Raw genomic sequence first — 19850 nt, 5'->3', positions numbered from 1 at the left:
CCATGCCCAAGCAAACCATCCTGTGGACCGTCATTCCCAACGGCCGCGTGCCGGACGGTGAATTCGCCGGCCGTCTGCGCGTGTCCATCGTGGCGTCGCCCCGGCTCACGCCGCAGGCCGCCGACGAGCAGCGGCTGGATGCCTACGCGGACTGGGTCGACTGGCCCGCCACGCTTGCCCGCGCGCGCTTCACGCTGAACGCCGATGGCGAGGAGATCCCGCTGGAAACGCTGCCGCAGGCCGATTCGCAGCTCTGGACGCGGCTCCTGCCGCCCGCGACGCCCGTGGCGGGCTTTGTGTTCCGCGACATGAGCCGCGTGAACCTGTTTTCGTTTTCCGTCGCCAGCGTACTGAGCCTGACGCGCGAGCATTATGGAAACCTGGCGCTCAACGCCACCACCACGCACCCGACGCTGCTGCCATGGCGCAACGCGCATCCCGGGTTGCGCGGCCTGCTGGAAGCCTGCGGCACCCGGACCGAACACGTGCGCGGCGACGGCCGCGAGCGCGTCGAACAGCTGGTGCCGGGCCTGGACCGGTTCTTCGGCGATCGCGAAGGCGGCATCGACCGCGCGCTGCGCGGACAGGTCTATGGCGAGCACAGCGTGTATCCCGGCAAGACCACTGCCCCCGGCAGCGAGGCCGATGGCAAGCCGCAGGCCGGCCCCACGTTTGCGCTGCGCGCCATGCCGGGCCGGTGGCAGGACCCGGCGCATCAAGGTGTGGACCAGAGCCTGATGGCGAGCTGGCGCTCGCAGGGCGAGTACACGCTCTTCATGGCCAACCGCTTCTATCGCCGCGATCCGCCCACTGCCGCCCAGCGCGCGATCCGGCGGCCCGACGGCAAGAACGTACCGCCTCCGCCCAAGCAGCCCGAGATGGATTTCCACGCCATCGTGGCCTCGTATGGCGATTACCCGGCGCTGATGCGGCGGCTGGGGCTGGTGATCGACTGCGTGCTGCCTGCCGATTCGCCGCTGGACAAGCGGATTGCCGCCGGGCAGCAAACCCAGGGCCGAATCTTTTTGGTGCCGCGCTGGGACGGCGGGCAGCCCGAGGGTGGCGCCTTTCCCGCGACGGCCTGGCGGGGCGATGCGGAGCGCTTCACGACGCGGCCGCGCAGCCCCGACCACGAGCGCGGCATGCTGCGGCTGCGCAGCGCCGACGACCGGTGGAATCTTACTGAGCCGCGCAATCCGCTGTTCGACGTCTACCAGCTGGATCCGGACGGCGCCGCGCTCAAGACGGTCGACTTCGTTTTGACGGCACAGAACCTGATCGGCCGCAGCCTGAAGCACGGCGCCGACGGTGAGGTGACCTACAGCACCGGAGACAAGCAGCCCGTGGCGGCGCTGCGTTCCGGCGGCCTGGGCATTTCGCGCCGCGACCGTGCGCGCGAAGTCGCGCAGAATGCGGCCTCGGCGGCGCTCAAGAATGCGGCGCTGGAGGGCGCCCCCGGCAGCATGCTGCTCTACACGGAAGACCTGCTGCGCGGCTACCGTATCGACGTACAGCCCTACCCGGCCAATGACCCGCAAAAGTGGCAATCGCTCTGTCATCGCCACGGCGTGTACCGCTGCACCGACGGCGGCCCGGACCTGGATCTGCCGGACGACGAAGGCTACGTCAAAGGCGCGTCCGCCACGGGCGGCGGGCAGCCCGACGATCACTACCTGCACGAATCGCTGTTCCGATGGACGGGCTGGAGCCTTGTCGCCCCGCGCCCCGGGCGCACGCTGCGCGACCAGACGGACCCGGCAAGCGGCGTGCAGGGCGAACGGCCCGAGGACGTGCAGGACACGGTCACGGACAAGGGCAACGGGCTGGCGGTGACCTTCAGCGCGGTCAAGGGCAGCCTGCCGCGGCTGCGCTACGGCATGCCCTACCGGCTTCGCGCGCGTCTGGTCGACCTGGCGGGCAACAGCCTGGCGCCGGACGATCCGTCGCTGGAAAAAGACGACAACGTCACGCAGCCGGTGACCTATTGGCGCTTCGAACCCGTGGACCCGCCCGCGCTGGTGCATCGCACGCGGACCAGCGAAGGCGAATCGCTGGAACGTCTGGTGATCCGCAGCAACCGCGGTCAGGATCCCCAGGTCTATCTGGCCAGCCCGGATTTCCTGGCGTCGGTGACCACCACCGATTTCACCTACAGTCCGGTCAACGAACGGCATGTGGTGCCGCCGAAAGCCGCCCAGCTGCAATGCGAAACGCATGGGCTGTTCGACAGCATGTTCGGCACCGCGGATGGCATCAAGAAGGCGTACGAGATTTCGGCGCGCGACATCGGCACGCTGTTCGACAAACTGCCCGGTTCGCAGGTGGAGCTGATTACCCCGCAAGCGCTTGCCGAGGTCGCCCGGACGGATCAGGTGCCGCCGCAGCAGCCCAGCGCCGAAGAACCCACGGGTCAGCGTCTGGCCGCCGGCCAATACGTGATCCACGGCGAGGAGCAGGTGCGCACGCCGTATCTGCCCGACGCGGCCGCCTGGGGCATCTGCCTGCGCGCGCAACCCGGCTACAGCCTGCCGGGCGTCACGGGACCGGCATTACTGGGTGAAGGCGTCGCCGTGCTGGCCACGCCGTCCGCCGGTGAACTGGTGCTGCTGGTCACCTATGCGGGCCAATGGCCCGACACGCAGGGCTTGCGCATTGCGCTGGCCGAACGCCCCGCGACCCTGACCGATCCGCCCTGCTCCGAAAGCTATCCGGACGACGGCATGCCCAAGTGGGACAAGGACAACCGTATCCTGACGTTCTTCCTGCCCAAGGGCATGATTGCGCGGCTGCGCTACTCCAGCTTCGTGCACCACGGACTGCTCAAAGCGTTCGGCCTGCCGGAATGGACCGGCACCGACGCTGGCCGCAAGACCTTGCAGACCGCCGCCATCCTGGGCAACTGCTGGATGCTGACGCCGTACCGCCCGCTCGTGCTGGTGCATGCCACCCAGCAGCCCGTCTGCGACCCGCTCCTGCTGCTGCCCGGCCAACCGCAGCGCGAATCCGGCGCGGCGCATGTCGATCTGGAAGCGCGCGTGCGGCTGCACGGGCCGACGACCGGCAAGATCGAGATCGAGGCCGACTGGCACGAATGGGAAGACGATCCGGCGCGGCCGCGTCCAAGACGGCTCGATGGTCACGGCGTGCTGGCCGAAATGCCGCTGGCCGAGAACTATCCCAACCTCTTCAGCCTGAGCCACATCATCGCGGAACAGTCGTTCAACGGCACACGCCAGCGCGCGCCGGGCAACCGCCACGAATTCGGCGATACGCGCTTCCGGCTGATCCGGTACCGGCTGCGCGCCACCACGCGGTTCCGCGAGTACCTGCCGCCCGCGCTGTACGACCAGACGGATAAGGTGACCGTGTTGGGGCCCGTCGCGCAGGGGCCGCTGGTGCAGGAAGGCGCCCCGGACGACCCCGGCGCGCCCGTGCTGGCGCAGGCCGGCGAAGCGCCCAACACCATCGTGCCGGCCAGCGCACCGCCCGATGCGCCGCGCCTCATGTACGTGCTCCCCACCTTCCGCTGGCAGCAGACCGCGGGCGACGGCACGCTGGACATCACGCGCCTGGGCAACGGGCTGCGCGTGTGGCTGGAGCGCCCGTGGTTCTCGTCGGGCGACGGCGAACTATTGGGCGTGGTGATCTACGGTGAAAACAAGAACTTCACCGACGTGCCCGACGCCTTGACGCCGCTGGTCACGCAGTGGGGCATGGATCCGCTGTGGGACGCGCCGCTGCCCAAGCACCGCACCCGCGCCGCCGACTTTCCGGCGCGCGTCATCGACGATGACGTGCCGTTGCAGGAAATGCCCGGCCAGCGCGTGCGCGTGGTCGGTCACCGCGTGCGATGGGACGACGAGCGTGCGCGCTGGTACTGCGACATCGAGCTGGACCCGGGCCGCAGCTATATGCCGTTTGCGCGGCTGGCGCTGGCGCGGTATCAGCCCAACGCCATCGACAGCGCCAAGCTCTCTCGCGTCGTGCTGGCCGAGTTCTCGCAGGTGCTGCCGCGCCGCCGTGCCGTCTTCACGCGCCAGCGCGGCCGGCTGGCGTTCACGCTGCGCGGCGTGGTTCCGGCGCACGGGCCGATGCTGTTCCCGATGGAGTCCGAGTATCTGGACATCTCGTTCATCCCCGGCCCCGGGCAAACGGGCGAAACCGGCCGCAACCGGGTCGAGCTGGTACTGCAGACCCGCGATCCGGCGTTGGACACCGACCTGGCGTGGACCGATGCCAGCGTGCTGGCCTCCAGCCTGCTCAGTCCGGCCAGCGGCGGCATCGCGCAGACGATCAGTCCGGCGGTCACCGACGTGGCGCGCCGGTTGACCCCGCGCGACGTGTCGTTGCACGAGGCGCCGGCCCGGCTCGGCGAGATCGTTGCCGGTCCGGTGGTGCGTTTTCCGCCGGTGTTCGAAGGCCCCGTGCTGGGCGAGCTGCTGGACCCTGTCATCTGGAGCGCGGGCGTCCCCCTGCCCGATCTTGGCGGCAAGCCGGCACGCGTCGCGGTGCGCGAGTACGAGCGCTATTACACCGACAGCACCGTGCCCGAGCAGCGCGCGGGCGCCGTGCGCCAGCGGCGCGTGGTGGAGGAGCGGCTGGTGTATTCGGCCGTGTTCGATCTGTGAGATCGATCTGTGAGTTCGATCTGTAATGCGGCGGCGCGGACGGGTGGTGCGGGCAAAAAAGAGGGTGCCCGCAGGCACCCTTGAATCCACCCTACAACAGCACCTGCAACTACACACCTGCGCGCGGCGTCCGGCATCCCAGGTGGGAACCGGGCGCCGCCGATCGACACCGCCGCGTTATGCGGCCTTCTGCGTCTTGCCGTGTTCGAACTGCGCTTCTTCGGTCGAGCCGGTCAGCGCGGTCGTGGACGACTTGCCGCCCTCGATCGTCTGCGTCACGGCGTCGAAGTAGCCCGTACCCACTTCGCGCTGGTGCTTCACAGCGGTGAAGCCCATTTCGGCAGCGGCGAATTCCTTCTGCTGCAGTTCCACGAAGGCGCTCATCTGGCGGCGGGCGTAGCCGTGGGCCAACTCGAACATGCCGTAGTTCAGCGCGTGGAAACCGGCCAGCGTGATGAACTGGAACTTGTAGCCCATGGCGCCCAGCTCACGCTGGAACTTGGCGATGGTGCCGTCGTCCAGGTTCTTCTTCCAGTTGAAGGACGGCGAGCAGTTGTAGGCCAGCAGCTTGCCCGGGAATTGGCGATGGATGGCGTCCGCGAACTTGCGCGCGTATTCCAGATTGGGCGTGGACGTTTCGCACCAGATCAGGTCGGCGTACGGCGCGTAGGCCAGGCCGCGCGAAATGGCCTGATCGATGCCGGCGCGGGTGCGGAAGAAGCCTTCCACCGTGCGATCGCCCGTGATGAAGGGGCGGTCGTTTTCGTCGACGTCGCTGGTCACCAGGTCGGCGGCGTCGGCGTCGGTACGCGCCAGCAGCAGCGTGGGCGTGCCCATCGTGTCGGCGGCCAGGCGGGCCGACACCAGCTTGGCCACGGCTTCGCGGGTCGGCACCAGCACCTTGCCGCCCATGTGGCCGCACTTCTTCACGGAAGCCAGTTGGTCCTCGAAGTGGACGCCCGACGCGCCGGCCTCGATCATGGCCTTCATCAGTTCATACGCGTTGAGCACGCCGCCGAAACCGGCCTCGGCGTCCGCCACGATGGGCGCGAAGAAGTCGATGTAGCCCTCGTCGCCCGGGTTCTTGCCTTCCATCCACTGAATCTGGTCGCAGCGCGTCAGCGAATTGTTGATGCGGCGAACCACTTGGGGCACGGAGTTGGCGGGGTAAAGCGACTGGTCGGGATACATTTCGCCGGCCAGGTTGGCGTCGCCGGCGACCTGCCAGCCCGAAAGATAGATGGCCTTCAGGCCGGCCTTGACCTGCTGCATGGCCTGGTTGCCGGTCAGGGCGCCCAGCGAATTGACGAACGGCTCGCTGTGCAGGAGCTCCCAAAGACGCGTGGCGCCGCGGCGGGCAAGCGTGTGTTCGACGCTGATCGAGCCACGCAGGCGGATGACGTCTTCGGCGCTGTAGTCGCGCTTGATGCCCTGCCAGCGGCTGTTTTCGGCCCAATCTTTCTGGAGATTGCGGATTTCGGTTTCGCGATTGCTCATTGTGATGCTCCTGGTCAGTGATAAGAGACTTCAAAAGATTCGCGTCTGGCTTTGCGTGAATCGATGGGAGAAAGTCTATGCCTGTGCTGCGGAGCAATGTGACGCCGGGTCTTATACAAGAGGAAAAATCTTAGTCAGTTAAATCAATGGGTTACAGACGGGATTTTGTATAATGAAACGCCATTGTCGTTTGTGAAATGCCGTCCCGCTGCTGCGCAGCACGGACTTTCACATGCCGAGAATTACGTTTCACATTGTGGAAAATCGGCCGCTTTTTAAGCGCCTACAATGCCGCCATCCCCCGTTCTATTTGTCTCTGCTATGACCCTGTCTCACGGCCCGCTTGGGCAGAGCGTGGCCTACGCCTCGCAATACGATCCGTCGCTGCTGTTTCCCATTGCGCGTTCGCACAACCGCGCAGCGCTCAATCTGACCGCCGGCAGCCTGCCGTTCACGGGCGTGGACCTGTGGAACGCCTACGAGCTGTCGTGGCTGGATGCCAAGGGCAAGCCGCGGGTGGCGATGGCGACGTTTTCGGTGCCGGCCGACAGCCCCAACATCATCGAATCCAAGTCGTTCAAGCTGTACCTGAATTCGTTCAACCAGACCCGCCTGGTCAATTCGGCAGCCCTGCGCGGCCGGCTGGAACGCGACCTGAGCGCAGCCGCGGGCGCGCCGGTCGGCCTGGACTTCTTCCTGCCGCAGCGGTTTTCCGAGCTGCAGATGGGCGAGCTGGACGGCATCTATATAGACAAGCTGGATATCGAGATCGACACCTACGAGCCCGCGCCCGAACTGCTGCGTACCCGGGCGGGCGATGTGGTCGAAGAGACGCTGGCGTCGCGCCTGTTGAAGTCGAACTGCCCGGTGACCGGCCAGCCCGATTGGGCGACGGTGCAGATCCGCTACCGGGGCAAGCCGATCGATCGCGAATCCCTGCTGCGGTATGTGGTGTCGTTCCGCCAGCACGCGGAGTTCCACGAGCACTGCGTCGAGCGCATCTTCAGCGACATCATGCAGGCCTGCGGGCCGGAGCAGTTGACGGTGTATGCGCGGTATACCCGGCGCGGCGGGCTGGACATCAATCCGTGGCGCAGCAACTTTGAAGCGGCGCCGCCCGCGGACGTGCGCACGGTTCGGCAGTAAGCATTCCAGCAAGCACATACGCGCCGATATCGGTTATCGATAGCCGGCGCTTACCGCAAACGGCCTTCCCGGGAACTGACCCGGGAAGGCCGTTTTGTTTTACCGCTGTTGCTTCACCGCTTTTCCTTCACCGTTTTCGCATCACTTCACGAACGGTTCGGGCCGCGGCGTATCGTCTTCGGAAGGCGGCAGGAACGGGTACTGAATGACCGGCTGGTCGCCCGTCAGCGTCTTCAGGAACGCGACGATCTGGCCGTTTTCCTCGGCGGTGAATGTGCGGCCCAGTTGCAGGCGGCCCATCACGTCGACGGCCTGCGTCAGCGTGGCCGCTTCGCCGTCGTGGAAGTACGGATAGGTCAGCGCCACATTGCGCAGCGTCGGCACCTTGAAGTTGAAGCGGTCCGCGTCCTTGCCCGTGACCGCGGCGCGGCCTTCGGCCTTGTTCTCGGTCACGTAGGGCGTGACCAGACCCATCTTCTGGAACGAGTTGCCGCCCACCGCCACGCCGTTGTGGCAGGCCACGCAGCCGCTGTTCTTGAAGAGCTCATAGCCCGCCAGCTCGCGCACCGTCAGCGCGTTCTTGTCGCCCTTGAGCCATTGGTCGAAGCGCGAATTCGGCGTGACCAGCGTTTCTTCAAACGCGGCCAGCGCGCTGGTGACCTCGTCAATGGTGATCTTGTCCTTGCCGAAGACTTGTTTGAATTCGGCGCGGTAACCGGGGATGGAATTGAGCACCTGCACCGCCAATTCGTGCGTGGAGGCCATTTCCATCGGGTTTTCGATCGGGCCGCCGGCTTGCTCGCGCAGGTCCTTGGCGCGGCCGTCCCAGAATTGGGCAATGTTCAGGCTGGAATTGAGCACGGTGGGCGAGTTGATGCCGCCCTGCTGCCACTTGTGTCCGATGGAGGCCTTCAGGTTGTCCGAACCGCCCATGGCCAGGTTGTGGCACGAATTACAGGAGATTGCGCCGGAGCGCGACAGTCGGGGATCGAAGAAGAGTTTCTTGCCCAGTTCGACCTTGGCCGGCTCTTTGATAACCGCCGGTTCGACGGGCTGGATGGGCTCTTGCGATGCGCTCCAGACCTGCCCTGCCCACAGTCCGAGTACCAGCCCCGCAGCCAGCAACGTTGTTTTCTTTCTCATTTGCTTCTCCTGTGAATAACCAGACCAACCATGTGGTTATTACAGCGAGGAAGCCATGCAGTGACCTTGCGAGGCGTCAATCGGCGCCGGCCGGCGCCAGAGACCGAAACCGAAGCTTGACGGCGCGCAACATGGCGTCGGCGCCGTCAAGGCGGATCAAGGGTGTCCAGCGGTCAGGGGCGCGCGGCGGCCACCGCGGCGGGCGGTTCGGCGCGGCGCGCCTGCACCGCGATCCACTGCGCCAGGAAAGCGGCCACGGCGAACGCCACGCCCGCGCCCACCCATGGCCCCTGCCGCAAGCCGGCGTCCAGCAGCAGACCGAAGGCCAGCGGCCCCAGGGCCGAGCCGACGTCCATCCCCGAATACACCAGGCCGTACACCGACCCCGTCGAGCCTTTGGGCGTCACGCGGCGGATCAGCATGTCGCGCGACGGCGCGGCCACGCCCGAGCAGAAGCCCGCCAGCCCCACGACCGGCGCGGCCAGCACGGCGGGCACAAGGCCCAGCGCCAGCACGACCAGCGTCAGACCGGCCAGGATGAGCGCGACCATGACGGTACGCTCGGTACGCGGATTGGCCGACACCAGGAAGCCGCCCGCCGCCATGCCGACGGCCGAGGCGACCATGTAACCGGACAACGCCGAGCTGGCCGTGACCTTGGACAGGTCGTACAGCTGACCCAGCAGCGGAATCGTGTAGTTCTGCACCGAGGACAGCGCAATGGACGTGCAGGCAAAGAACAGGAATGCGCCCCACAGCGCGGGCTTGGCAAGCAGCGCGGACAGGGTCGCGAGCACGCCTTCCTGCGGCTTGGCGGCAGGCTTGGGCGCATTGCCGGCGTCCTTGGCGTCGCCGCCCGCCTCCACCGGTGACGGGCCGCCCAGCAGATCGCGTCCCAGCACCGTCAGCAACAGCACCAGCGCCACGAGGCCGGCGGCGCTGTAAGCCGCGACGCGCCAGTTGGCGAGCAGCGTAATGGTGGTGATGAACACGGGCGTCAGCGCCCAGCCCAGGTTACCGGTCAAACCGTGCGTCGAGAAGGCGTGGCCCAGCCGCGGCGCGGTGATGCGGTGATTGATGATGGAATAGTCCGCCGGATGGAACACCGAATTGCCGATGCCCCCCACGACCGCCGCAGCCATCAGCATGACGTAGCCGTTCGCCGAGCCGATCAGCACACCCGACAGCACAAAGCACGCCAGCCCGAACCACAGCACGGGACGCGCCCCGATGCGGTCCACGACGAAGCCCGACGACGCCTGGCCGATGCCGGACACCACGTAGAAGGTGGACACCAGGAGGCCCAGCCGCGCGAAATCCAGCCCGAATTCCAGGCCGAGCGCGCCATAGAGCGACGGCAGGACCAGCTGGAAGAAGTGGGACGAGGCATGCGCCACGCCGATGAGCAGGATGATTTTCCAGTCGCGCCGGCGTACGGCGGCGTCCGAGAGCAAGGGGGTGGCGGCGGTAGCGGTGTTCATTGCACAAGGCCGCGCATGGGCGGCAGGTTGCGGGCCGCCTTGGGCGGCTCGCGGGTTGTCTCCGGCGTCGCGCAGACTTGTGTCCGGGCGACGTATTCATGGCGATTGCGGCGCGCGTGCCGTGCCGGATCGAGCCGGCGTATCGCTCTTGAAGTGACACGGCGGCCGTCTTGCGCGAGCCGGGCCGCCGTGCGGTATTGCAACTGCACCGGGCCGGCTGTTGCGCAGCCGGCCCGGCAAATCGGTCACATGGCCTTTTCGCGGATTGCGGGCCAGGCGCGCTGCAGGTAATACAGCATCGACCAGACCGTCAGCACCGCGGCCACGATGATCAGGATGTCACCCAGCAGCTTGGTGTTGATGCCGTAGATGGACTGGTTATACAGCAGGCACGGAATCGCGATCATCTGCGCGGCGGTCTTGAACTTGCCCAAGCGGTGCACGGCCACGCTGGCGCTGGCGCCGATCTTGGCCATCCATTCGCGCAGCGCGGAAATGGTGATTTCGCGGCCGATGATGATGAGGGAGATGAAGGCATCGACGCGGCTCAGGTCGAGCAGCACGATGAGGGCGGCGCAGACCATCAGCTTGTCGGCGACGGGATCCAGGAAGGCGCCAAATGCCGATGTCTGGTTCCAGCGCCGGGCGAGCCAGCCGTCAAACCAGTCGGTCAGCGCGGCAATGATGAATGCCCATGCCGCCAGCGTGTCGCGCATGGGAACAGACATCCAGCTTTCGGGCAGATAAAACAGCCCGACCACCAGCGGAATCATGGCGATACGCAGCCACGTCAGAATAATGGGAACGTTAATTGGCATAGTGTCCGTATCCTAACAGAGGGCGGTCCCCCCCGAAGCGCCTTTGGCGCCTCCCCCAGGGGCGCCGCAGCGGACCGGCGGAGCCGGATCCGCGCGGCCCGGATTGCTCGTCGGGGCGGGTGGTGGAAATTTGGGGGCGGGTTGATGAGTTGGGCGTGAATTGAAGCGTTCGCTCTGGGACGTCGTCAAGCTTATCGGCGAGGCTCCACGTTCGGGCGTCTCGGTGGTCGGCGTCGAGGGTGACACAAATTCGTGACATCTGGGCGATTCCGGGGCTTCAGCGCAGCGCCTCGTAGATGCGGATTGCCAGGTCTTGCGAAATGCCGTCCACCGATGCCAGGTCCTCGATGCTGGCGCGGGCGACGCCGGAGAAGCCGCCGAAGCGGGCCAGCAGGCGTTGGCGGCGGCGGGCGCCTACACCTTCGATTTCTTCCAGGCGCGAGACGTTGCGCGTCTTGGCGCGGCGGGCGCGCATGCCGGTGATTGCGAAGCGGTGGGCTTCGTCGCGGACCTGGGCGATCAGCATCAGGGCGGCGGATTCGCCGCCTAGCGCGACGGGCGGGCGGCCGTCGGCGAAGACCAGGGTTTCCAGGCCGACCTTGCGCCCTTCTCCCTTTGCCACGCCGACCAGGGTCTGGATGTCCAGGCCCAGTTCCGCGAAGACCTTGCGTGCGACCTCGACCTGGCCCTTGCCGCCGTCGATGAGGACGAGGCCCGGCATCTGCGCGTCGCCGTCGGCGACCTTGGCAAAGCGGCGGGTCAGCACCTGGCGCATCGCGGCGTAGTCGTCGCCGGGCGTGATGCCGGCGATGTTGTAGCGGCGGTACAGCGAGGGCTGCATGTCGTGGTGTTCAAACACCACACAGGACGCCTGGGTGGCTTCGCCGGCAGTGTGGCTGATGTCGAAGCATTCGATGCGCAGGGCGTCCAGCGCGGCTTCGTCCGTGTCCAGATCCAGGGCTTCGGCCAGCGCCAGCGTTCGGGCGGCGCGGGCGCCGGATTCGGTCAGCGCGCGGGCGAGCGCCATCTCGGCGTTCTTGGAGGCCTGTTCCAGCCAGGACCGGCGCGTGCCCTGCGGGCGCGTCAGCACGCGGGACGGCCGGCCGCCGGATTGCTCGACCAGCAGCGCGATCAGCTCGGGATCGGGCAAGGTATGCGAACAGACCAGGATGGGGGGCATCGCGTTGTCGGTGTAATGCTGGGCCACAAAGGCCTCCAGCACCTGCGGCGCGGCCTCGCCCTCGGCGTGCGACGGAAAGAACGGTTTGTCGCCCAGATGGCGGCCGCCGCGGACCATGGCCAGGTTCACGCAGACCTTGCCGCCGGCGATGGCCACCGCAATGATGTCGGTGTCCTCGCCGCTGACGTTTTCCATGGTCTGCTGGTGCAGCACGCGCGCCAGCGACCCCATCTGGTCGCGCAGCGCCGCGGCTTCCTCGAAGCGCAGTTCCATGGAGGCCTGCAGCATGCGGGCCTCGATCTCGCCCATGACGTCCTTGGCCTCGCCGTTCAGAAAGCGCACGGCCCGGTGCACGTCGCGCTCGTATTCGGCCGCTTCGATCGCGCCGACGCACGGCGCGGAGCAGCGCCCGATCTGATGCAGCAGACAGGGGCGCGAGCGGTTCGCAAAGACGCTGTCTTCGCAGGTGCGCAGGCGAAACACCTTCTGCAGGATCTGGATGGTTTCGCGCACCGCCCAGGCGTTGGGGAACGGGCCGAAGAACTGTCCGCGCTTGTTGGTGGCGCCGCGGTAATACGCGATGCGCGGCCATTCATGCCCGGTGATGTGCAGGTACGGATAGGACTTGTCGTCGCGAAACAGGATGTTGTAGCGCGGCTTCAAGCTCTTGATGAGGTTATTTTCCAGGATCAGCGCTTCGGCTTCCGAGCGCGTCACCGTGACCTCAAGCCGCGCCACCTTCGCCACCATCTGGGCGATGCGCGGGCTGGACAGCGTCTTCTGGAAATACGACGAGACGCGCTTCTTCAGGTCGCGCGCCTTGCCGACATACATGACCTCGCCGGCCGCATCCAGGTGCCGGTAGACACCCGGCAGATGCGGCAGGTCAGACAGGAACGATTTGAGATTGAAGTCGTCGGGCATTCTGGTAACGGCTTTCGGCTTGCAGGGTGTCCCAATCGGGCGCATCGAAACGCGGCATCAGGCGCCGGATGCGCGCCACGGACTCGGGCGCATGGTCGAATTCCAGGCGCGCCAGCAGGTCGTCGGCCAGGTCCGGGCGGTTGCACACCAGCACCATGTCGCAGCCGGCGCGCAGCGCGGCGTTGGCGCGGTCCAGGATGTCGCCCGCGACCGAGGCGCCTTCCATCGTCAGGTCGTCCGAGAACACGACGCCATCGTAGCCCAGTCGCTTGCGCAGGATGTCCTGCACCCAGCGCTTGGAAAAACCGGCGGGATGCTTGTCCACCTTGGGGTAGATGACGTGCGCGGGCATGACGGACGGCAGCACGGCGTCGCCCAGCCATGCATAGGGCGCGGCGTCGTCCTTCAGGATTTCATCGAGCGTGCGCGGATCGACCGGAATCTCGTGGTGCGAGTCGGCGCCCACGTAACCGTGGCCGGGGAAGTGCTTGCCGCAGGACGACATGCCGGCCAGCGCCAAGCCCTGAACCAAGGCGCGCGACAGCATCGTCACCACGCGGGGATCGTGGTGGAAGGCGCGGTTGCCTATCACCTTGCTGACGCCGTAGTCCAGGTCCAGCACCGGGGTGAAGCTCATGTCCACGCCGCAGGCGCGCAGCTCGGCGGCCAGGACGTAACCGGCCTCGGTCGCCAGGCGCATGGCCTGCAGGGGATCGGTGTCCCACAATTCGCCCAGCGCGCGCATCGGGGGCAAGGGCGTGAAGCCGTCCTCGCGGAAGCGCTGCACGCGGCCGCCTTCGTGATCCACCAGGATCAGCAGCGGCTCCTTGCGGGCCTTGTGGATCTGGCGCGTCAGCGCGGTGAGCTGGGCGCGGTTCTCGAAATTGCGGGCAAAAAGGATGACGCCGCCCACCAGCGGGTGGCGCAGGCGCTTCTTTTCCGCCTTGGTGAGCGAATATCCCGCCACATCGACCATCACGGGGCCGGGGGGCAGGACCGCCTTGGATTTTTTCTTGGCCATGGAGGCTGTCCTTGTAACTGGGTGCGGCAAGCCGGCGGGGATGGCCCCGAGTGCAGGGCTTAGGGCTTGCGCTCGACCACCACATACGCGGCGGCCATGTCGGATTCATCGGTAATGGAAACGTGGGCCGCGCCAAACCGGTCAGCGTACCAGCTCAGCAGTTCGGGAGCGATCACCAGCACGGGGCGGCCGCCCGGCGCGTTCAGCGTCTGCACGCGCCGCCACGTCATTGGCATGCGCATGCCCAGCCCGATCGCCTTGGAAAACGCTTCCTTGGCGGCAAAGCGGGTGGCCAGAAAGCGCAGCCCGCGCACCGGGTCGCGGGCGCGGCGGGCGTGGAATTTCAGGAGTTCCTCGGGGCCGAGGATCTTTTCGGCAAACCGGTCGCCGTGGCGGGCGAGCGCGCGCTCGATGCGGTCGATGCGCAGGAGGTCCATGCCGATGCCGGCAATGGCGCCGGCGGGCGTGGCGGAAGAAGAGTCGGACATCGGCATCGCCTGGCTAGCGGTCAAAACGCGTCATCGGCCCGCGTTCAAAGCCCGCGCAGCGCGTGCAGGCGCGCCTGCACCATCAGCGCCTTCATGTCGCGCACGGCCTTTTCCCAGCCGTCGAAGATAGCCTGCGCGACGATGGCGTGGCCGATGTTGAGTTCGGAAATGCCGTCCAGCGCGGCCACCGGCTTGACGTTGCCATAGTGCAGGCCATGGCCGGCGTTCACGCGCAGTCCGTGGCGCAGCCCTTCGGCCACGGCCACGCGGATGCGTTGCAGTTCCGCTTCGGCGGCTTCGCCCTCGGCTTCGGCGTAGGCGCCGGTGTGCAGTTCGATGACGGGTGCGCCGGCCTTGGCGGCAGCGGCGATCTGGACCGGGTCCGGATCGATGAACAGCGACACGCGGATGCCGGCTTCGGCCAGCAGCGCCACGGCGTCGGATACGGGGCCAAACGCGCCGGCCACTTCCAGCCCGCCTTCGGTCGTGAGCTCGGTGCGCTTTTCGGGCACCAGGCAGACGTCGCTGGGCTTGACCGCGCAGGCGATCTCCAGCATTTCCGGCGTGACCGCGCATTCCAGGTTCATGCGGGTGCGCAGTTGCGGGCGGATCGCGTAAACGTCGGCGTCCTGGATGTGGCGCCGGTCTTCGCGCAGATGCAGCGTGATCAGGTCGGCGCCAGCATCTTCGGCGCGCAGCGCCGCGGCGATCGGGTCGGGATAAGCCGTATGGCGCTGCTGCCGCAGCGTGGCGACGTGATCAATATTTACACCGAGTTCTATCATTGCACTTTCGTTGTTTCTTCCCAGCCGCCGCCCAGCGCCTTGTACAGCTCCACGCGGTTGATCAGCGCGGCCAGGCCGGTTTGCACGAGCGACAGCTGGGCGTTGAAAAAGTCCACCTGCGCGGTCTGCACCTGCAGGTAGCTGTCGATACCGTTGGTATAACGCAAATTCGACAACTCCAGCGTCCGCGCCGACGAATCCTGCAGCGCGCGCTGGGCGTCAAGCTGCGCCCCGTAGGTGGCCTCGCCCGCCAGCGCGTCCGACACTTCGCGGAACGCCTGCTGGATGGTCTGTTCGTACTGCGCGACGGCGATATTGTCGCGCGCCTTGGCCAGGCTCAGTCCCTCGCGGATGCTGCCGCCGGCAAATAGCGGCGTCGTGATCGACGGCGAGAAGCTCCAGTAGCCCTGCCCGCCCTTGAAGAGGTCGCCCAGCGACGGACTGGCCACGCCCAACAGGCCGGTCAGCGAGATGGTCGGGAAAAACGCCGCGCGCGCCGCGCCGATGTTGGCATTGGCGGACAGCAACTGGTTTTCGGCGGCCGCGATGTCGGGACGGCGTTCCAGCAGGTCGGACGGCAGGCCGGACGGCACCGTGGCCAGCAACTGGTCGCGGCCGAAGGTGGCCGGCGGGGGCAGCGTGTCGGGCAGCGGCGTGCCCACCACCAGCACCAGCGCGTTCATGGCTTGCGACCGGGCGCGGGCCAGTTGCGCCAGGTCGGCGGAGGCCGTGTCCAGCAGCGATTTGGATTGGTTCAGGTCCAGTTCGGACGCGACGCCGCCATCGAAACGGCGTTTGACCAGGTCATACGATTCCTGGCGCGAGGCCAGCGTGCGCTGCGTCAATTCCAGCTGGACCTCGGCCGCGCGCAGATTGAAATACGACTGCGCGACGGATCCGACCAGCGTGATGTGCACGCTTTTTTGTGCCTGTTCCGTCGACAGGTACTGCTGGTACGCGGCTTCGGACAGGTTGCGCAGGCGGCCGAACAGGTCGATCTCGAAGGTCGTCAGACCGATCCCAGCCTGGTACGAACTGCTGATGGAACTGGAATCGGGACCGCCGGGTCGCATGTTGGCCGGCAGATGCTGACGCTGGCCCTGGATGCCGGCGCCGATGCTGGGCCACTGCGCGCCGCGCTGGATGCCGTACTGCGCCCTGGCTTCTTCGACACGCTGGACGGCGACACGCAGGTCGCGGTTGTTGACCAGCGACAGTTCGATCAACGCCTGCAGGCGCGGGTCGCGGAAAAATTCGCGCCAGCCCAGGTCCGCGGCAGGCGTGCCGGCTTGCGGCATCACATCGGCGGCGGGCTGCGAGCCCAGCGTGGTGGCGCGCGTGTACGCGCCGTACTGCACCTTGGGCTGGTCGGGCCACGCCGGGCTGACCGGCGCGTCGGGACGCTTGTAATCGGGAGCCAGCGAGCAGCCGGCCAACGCCACCGCCACAAAGGCGGACAAGGCGGTCTGTCTGAACATCAGGGCTTTCATTCCTTGCCCTCCTGGCCACCAGTGGGTTGTGCGGGCTGCGGCGTTCCGGGCAAGGACGCCTTTTCGGCCTCCGCCTTCTTGGCAGCCTGTTCTTCCTCGAAGAGACGCTTTTCGGCGCCCAACAGGCGCGGGCGGGTCTTGAAGAGACCCAGCACCACCACGAAGAACGTCGGCACGAAAATCACGGCGAACGGCGTGGCGGCCAGCATGCCACCCAGCACGCCCAGGCCCACTGCGCGCTGGCTGGCCGCACCGGCGCCGGTGGCCATCGCCAGCGGGATCACGCCCAGGATGAACGCCAGCGACGTCATCAGAATCGGACGGAAACGCAGTCGCGCCGCCTCGACCGCGGATTCATAAAGCCCCATGCCGCGGGCGTACTGGTCCTTGGCGAACTCCACGATAAGAATGGCGTTCTTGGCCGCCAAGCCGATCACGGTCACCATCCCGACCTGGAAGTACACGTCGTTGGACATGCCCAGCGCGCTGACCAGCGCCACCGCGCCCAGCATGCCCAGCGGCACCACCAGCATGACGGAAATGGGGATGGCCCAGCTTTCGTACAGCGCGGCCAGCACCAGGAACACGACCAGCAGCGACAAGCCCATCAGGATCGGGGCCTGGTTGCCGGCCTGCAATTCCTGGTAGGACAGCCCGGTCCACTCGTAGCCGAAGCCTTGCGGCAACTGCGCGACCAGACGCTGCATTTCTTCCATGGCCTGGCCGGTGGAGTAGCCCGGCGCCGAGGCCCCGCCGATACGCATGGACTCGTAGCTGTTGTAGCGCACCACCTGCACCGGCCCCTGAACCCATTCCGCCGACACGAACGTCGACAGCGGCACCATCCCGCCCTGCCCGTTGCGCGCGTTCAGCTTGAGCACGTCGGACAACTGCATGCGGTACGGCGCATCGGCCTGGACCCAGATGTTCTGCATCCGGCCCATGTTGGGGAACTTGCTGAGATACGCCGAGCCGACGGCGGTGGAAATGAGCGAGGCGGCTTCATTGAAGTCCACGCCCAACGCGGCCGCCTTGTCGCGGTCGATGTTCAGCGTGAGCTGCGTGCCCGCCGACAGGCCCGTGATGCGGACCTGCGACAGGATCGGGCTCTTCATGGCCTCGCCCATCAGCTGGGCGGTGGCCGCGGCAAGCGCCTCGGTGCCGGCCGCGCCGCGGTCCTGCAGGCGCAGGTCGAAGCCCGTGGCGTTGCCCAGCGACGAAATGGCCGGCGGCACCAGCGTGAACACCTGCGCGTCATGGATGCCCATGAGCTGCTTTTCGAAAGCGGTGAACGCAATGGCGCCGGCGGAATCCTGGCGCTCCTTGCGGTCCTTGAAGTCCTTGAGGGTGGTGAACGCAATGGCGGCGTTCAGGCCGTTGCCGTTGAAGCTGTAGCCCTGCACGGCGATGATGTTCTCGACGGCCGGAATGCCCTGGAAGTATTTCTCGACCTGCTCGATGACCTCGACCGTGCGATTGGCGCTGGCGCCGGTGGGCAGCTCGATGTTGCTGACCACATAGCCCTGGTCTTCCTCGGGCAGGAACGACGACGGCAGACGCAGGTACAGCCAGCCCAGCAAGAGGACCAGCACCAGGAACACCAGCATCATCCGGCCGCCCTTGTGCAGGATGCGCGACACCCAGTTCTGGTAGCCGTGGGTAGTGGCGTCGAACTTGCGGTTGAACCAGCCGAAGAAACCCTTCTTGTCCTCGTGGTGGCCCTTGGCCACCGGCTTGAGGATGGTGGCGCACAGCGCCGGCGTGAAGGTCAGCGCCAGCAGTGCCGAGAAGAAGATGGACACGGCCATGGCCACCGAGAACTGACGGTAGATCACGCCCACCGAGCCGCTCATGAAGGCCAGCGGCAGGAACACTGTCACCAGCACCAGCGTGATCCCGATGATGGCGCCGCTGATCTGCGGCATGGCCTTCTTGGTGGCCTCTTTGGGCGGCAAGCCCTCGGTCGCCATGATCCGTTCAACGTTTTCGACGACCACGATGGCATCGTCCACCAGAATCCCGATGGCAAGCACCATCGCGAACATGGTCAGCACGTTGATCGAGAATCCAAGCGCCAGCATCACCGCGAACGCTCCCAGCATGGCCACTGGGACGACCAGCGCCGGGATCAGCGTGTACCGCACGTTCTGCAGGAACAGATACATGACCAGGAACACCAGCACCATGGCTTCAGCCAGGGTGTGCAGCACCTGTTCGATGGACACCTTGACGTAGGGCGCGGTGTCGTACGGCACCGAGTACTGGATGTTGTCCGGGAAGTACTTGGACAGCTCCTGCATCTGGTTGCGCACGCCTTGCGCCGTGGCCAGCGCGTTGGCGTTGGGCGACAGCACAATGGCGAAGGCGGCCGTCGGCTTGCCGTTCAGGCGGGCGCCGAACTGATAGTTGTCGGCGCCGACCTCGATGCGGGCGACGTCGCGCAGCAGCACCTTGGAGCCGTCGGTATTGGCGCGCAGGACGATCCGGCCGAAGCCGTCGACCGTGCTGAGCTGGCCGTTGGCCGTGACCGTGGCCGTGATGCGCTGCGAATCCGGATTGGGCGGCGCGCCGATGCTGCCGCCGGAGATCAGCACGTTCTGGCCGGCGATGGCGTTGTTGACCTCTGACATGCTGAGGTTGAAACCCACGAGCTTTGCCGGGTCCACCCAGATGCGCATCGCGCGCGGCGCGGCAAAGAGCTGGAACTGGCCCACGCCCGGCACCCGGGACACCGGATTCTTCACGTTGCGGGTGATGTAGTCGGCCAGGGCCGTCTGGTCCAGGGTGCCGTCCGTGGACGACAGCGTCACGATCATCAGAAAGCCGGTGCTGGTCTGCTCATACTGCAGGCCCTGCTGCTGCACGGCGGCCGGCAACTGGGCGATCACGTTGGACACGCGGTTCTGCACGTCCACCTGTGCCAGGTCGGGATTGGTGCCGGGCGCAAACGTGGCGGTGATGGTCGAGGTGCCGTAGGAATCGCTGACCGACTCGTAATAGATCAGGCCCTTGGCGCCGTTGAGCTGGTCTTCGATGATGCTGGTGACCGACTCGGCTACTTCCGGGGCGGACGCGCCCGGGTAGGTGGCCGTGATCGTGATGGCGGGCGGCGCCACATCGGGGTACTGCGCGACCGGCATGTTCGGGATGGCCAACACCCCTGCCAGCAGAATGAAAAGGGCGACTACCCAGGCGAAGATTGGTCGATCGATAAAAAATTGCGGCATGTGGGCTGACTCTGAAAGCGAT

The 19850-nt window shown here is 66.6% G+C and carries 12 protein-coding genes; 2 read left to right on the top strand and 10 right to left on the bottom strand.

Annotation, left to right across the window (positions count from 1 at the left end):
* Positions 1-2 precede the first annotated feature (2 nt).
* Complete coding sequence (locus tag B2W22_RS15140) at positions 3-4628, top strand: hypothetical protein (RefSeq protein ID WP_286938435.1); 4626 nt, start codon at positions 3-5, stop codon at positions 4626-4628.
* Positions 4629-4805: 177 nt separating this feature from the next.
* Here the strand turns inward: B2W22_RS15140 and aceA are convergent, their stop codons facing one another.
* Positions 4806-6125 (bottom strand): isocitrate lyase, encoded by a 1320-nt coding sequence (aceA, locus tag B2W22_RS15135; RefSeq protein WP_175123617.1) that lies wholly within the window; start codon positions 6123-6125, stop codon positions 4806-4808.
* A 321-nt stretch (positions 6126-6446) separates the two neighbouring features.
* On the opposite strand from aceA, the gene queF reads away from it, so the two are divergent.
* Positions 6447-7271 carry an NADPH-dependent 7-cyano-7-deazaguanine reductase QueF gene (queF, locus tag B2W22_RS15130; RefSeq protein ID WP_279974296.1) on the top strand — a complete coding sequence of 275 codons (825 nt, stop codon included), beginning with the start codon at positions 6447-6449 and terminating at the stop codon, positions 7269-7271.
* 141 nt (positions 7272-7412) lie between these two features.
* Here the strand turns inward: queF and B2W22_RS15125 are convergent, their stop codons facing one another.
* The 9 genes from B2W22_RS15125 to B2W22_RS15085 form a co-directional block, all read right to left on the bottom strand.
* On the bottom strand, positions 7413-8414 hold the full coding sequence (locus B2W22_RS15125) for a cytochrome-c peroxidase (protein ID WP_175123619.1): 1002 nt from the start codon (positions 8412-8414) through the stop codon (positions 7413-7415).
* A gap of 173 nt (positions 8415-8587) precedes the next feature.
* Positions 8588-9895: an MFS transporter gene (locus B2W22_RS15120; RefSeq protein WP_286938432.1), complete on the bottom strand. Its 1308-nt coding sequence runs from the start codon at positions 9893-9895 to the stop codon at positions 8588-8590.
* Between the two features lie 245 nt (positions 9896-10140).
* A complete protein-coding gene (pgsA, locus tag B2W22_RS15115; protein ID WP_175123621.1) occupies positions 10141-10713 on the bottom strand; it encodes a CDP-diacylglycerol--glycerol-3-phosphate 3-phosphatidyltransferase in 573 nt (190 codons plus the stop codon).
* 277 nt (positions 10714-10990) lie between these two features.
* A complete protein-coding gene (uvrC, locus tag B2W22_RS15110; protein WP_175123622.1) occupies positions 10991-12817 on the bottom strand; it encodes an excinuclease ABC subunit UvrC in 1827 nt (608 codons plus the stop codon).
* On the bottom strand, positions 12780-13838 hold the full coding sequence (gene nagZ / locus B2W22_RS15105) for a beta-N-acetylhexosaminidase (RefSeq protein WP_175123623.1): 1059 nt from the start codon (positions 13836-13838) through the stop codon (positions 12780-12782). The genes uvrC and nagZ overlap by 38 nt, the downstream gene beginning before the upstream one ends.
* A 59-nt stretch (positions 13839-13897) precedes the next feature.
* Positions 13898-14332: a holo-ACP synthase gene (gene acpS, locus B2W22_RS15100; RefSeq protein WP_370633063.1), complete on the bottom strand. Its 435-nt coding sequence runs from the start codon at positions 14330-14332 to the stop codon at positions 13898-13900.
* Between the two features lie 38 nt (positions 14333-14370).
* Positions 14371-15111 (bottom strand): pyridoxine 5'-phosphate synthase, encoded by a 741-nt coding sequence (pdxJ, locus tag B2W22_RS15095; RefSeq protein ID WP_175123625.1) that lies wholly within the window; start codon positions 15109-15111, stop codon positions 14371-14373.
* Positions 15108-16601, bottom strand: coding sequence for an efflux transporter outer membrane subunit (locus B2W22_RS15090; RefSeq protein ID WP_175183948.1), 1494 nt, complete (start codon positions 16599-16601; stop codon positions 15108-15110). The genes pdxJ and B2W22_RS15090 overlap by 4 nt, the downstream gene beginning before the upstream one ends.
* Entirely contained in the window at positions 16598-19828 is a 3231-nt protein-coding gene (locus B2W22_RS15085) for a multidrug efflux RND transporter permease subunit (RefSeq protein WP_175123627.1), read from the bottom strand. Before B2W22_RS15085 ends, B2W22_RS15090 begins: the two co-directional genes overlap by 4 nt.
* Between the last annotated feature and the right edge of the window lie 22 nt (positions 19829-19850).

It is taken from the genome of Achromobacter sp. UBA4530 (assembly GCF_002388205.1).
GTDB lineage: Bacteria > Pseudomonadota > Gammaproteobacteria > Burkholderiales > Burkholderiaceae_B > Achromobacter > Achromobacter animicus.
This window is presented reverse-complemented; position numbering and strand designations above follow the sequence as displayed.

What these genes read in the sequence shown, in the direction of transcription:
- B2W22_RS15140 (WP_286938435.1), top strand. Translation starts at nt 3, where the DNA reads ATGCCCAAGCAAACCATCCTGTGGACCGTCATTCCCAACGGCCGCGTG.
- aceA (WP_175123617.1), bottom strand. Translation starts at nt 6,125, where the DNA reads ATGAGCAATCGCGAAACCGAAATCCGCAATCTCCAGAAAGATTGGGCC.
- queF (WP_279974296.1), top strand. Translation starts at nt 6,447, where the DNA reads ATGACCCTGTCTCACGGCCCGCTTGGGCAGAGCGTGGCCTACGCCTCG.
- B2W22_RS15125 (WP_175123619.1), bottom strand. Translation starts at nt 8,414, where the DNA reads ATGAGAAAGAAAACAACGTTGCTGGCTGCGGGGCTGGTACTCGGACTG.
- B2W22_RS15120 (WP_286938432.1), bottom strand. Translation starts at nt 9,895, where the DNA reads ATGAACACCGCTACCGCCGCCACCCCCTTGCTCTCGGACGCCGCCGTA.
- pgsA (WP_175123621.1), bottom strand. Translation starts at nt 10,713, where the DNA reads ATGCCAATTAACGTTCCCATTATTCTGACGTGGCTGCGTATCGCCATG.
- uvrC (WP_175123622.1), bottom strand. Translation starts at nt 12,817, where the DNA reads ATGCCCGACGACTTCAATCTCAAATCGTTCCTGTCTGACCTGCCGCAT.
- nagZ (WP_175123623.1), bottom strand. Translation starts at nt 13,838, where the DNA reads ATGGCCAAGAAAAAATCCAAGGCGGTCCTGCCCCCCGGCCCCGTGATG.
- acpS (WP_370633063.1), bottom strand. Translation starts at nt 14,332, where the DNA reads ATGCCGATGTCCGACTCTTCTTCCGCCACGCCCGCCGGCGCCATTGCC.
- pdxJ (WP_175123625.1), bottom strand. Translation starts at nt 15,111, where the DNA reads ATGATAGAACTCGGTGTAAATATTGATCACGTCGCCACGCTGCGGCAG.
- B2W22_RS15090 (WP_175183948.1), bottom strand. Translation starts at nt 16,601, where the DNA reads ATGAAAGCCCTGATGTTCAGACAGACCGCCTTGTCCGCCTTTGTGGCG.
- B2W22_RS15085 (WP_175123627.1), bottom strand. Translation starts at nt 19,828, where the DNA reads ATGCCGCAATTTTTTATCGATCGACCAATCTTCGCCTGGGTAGTCGCC.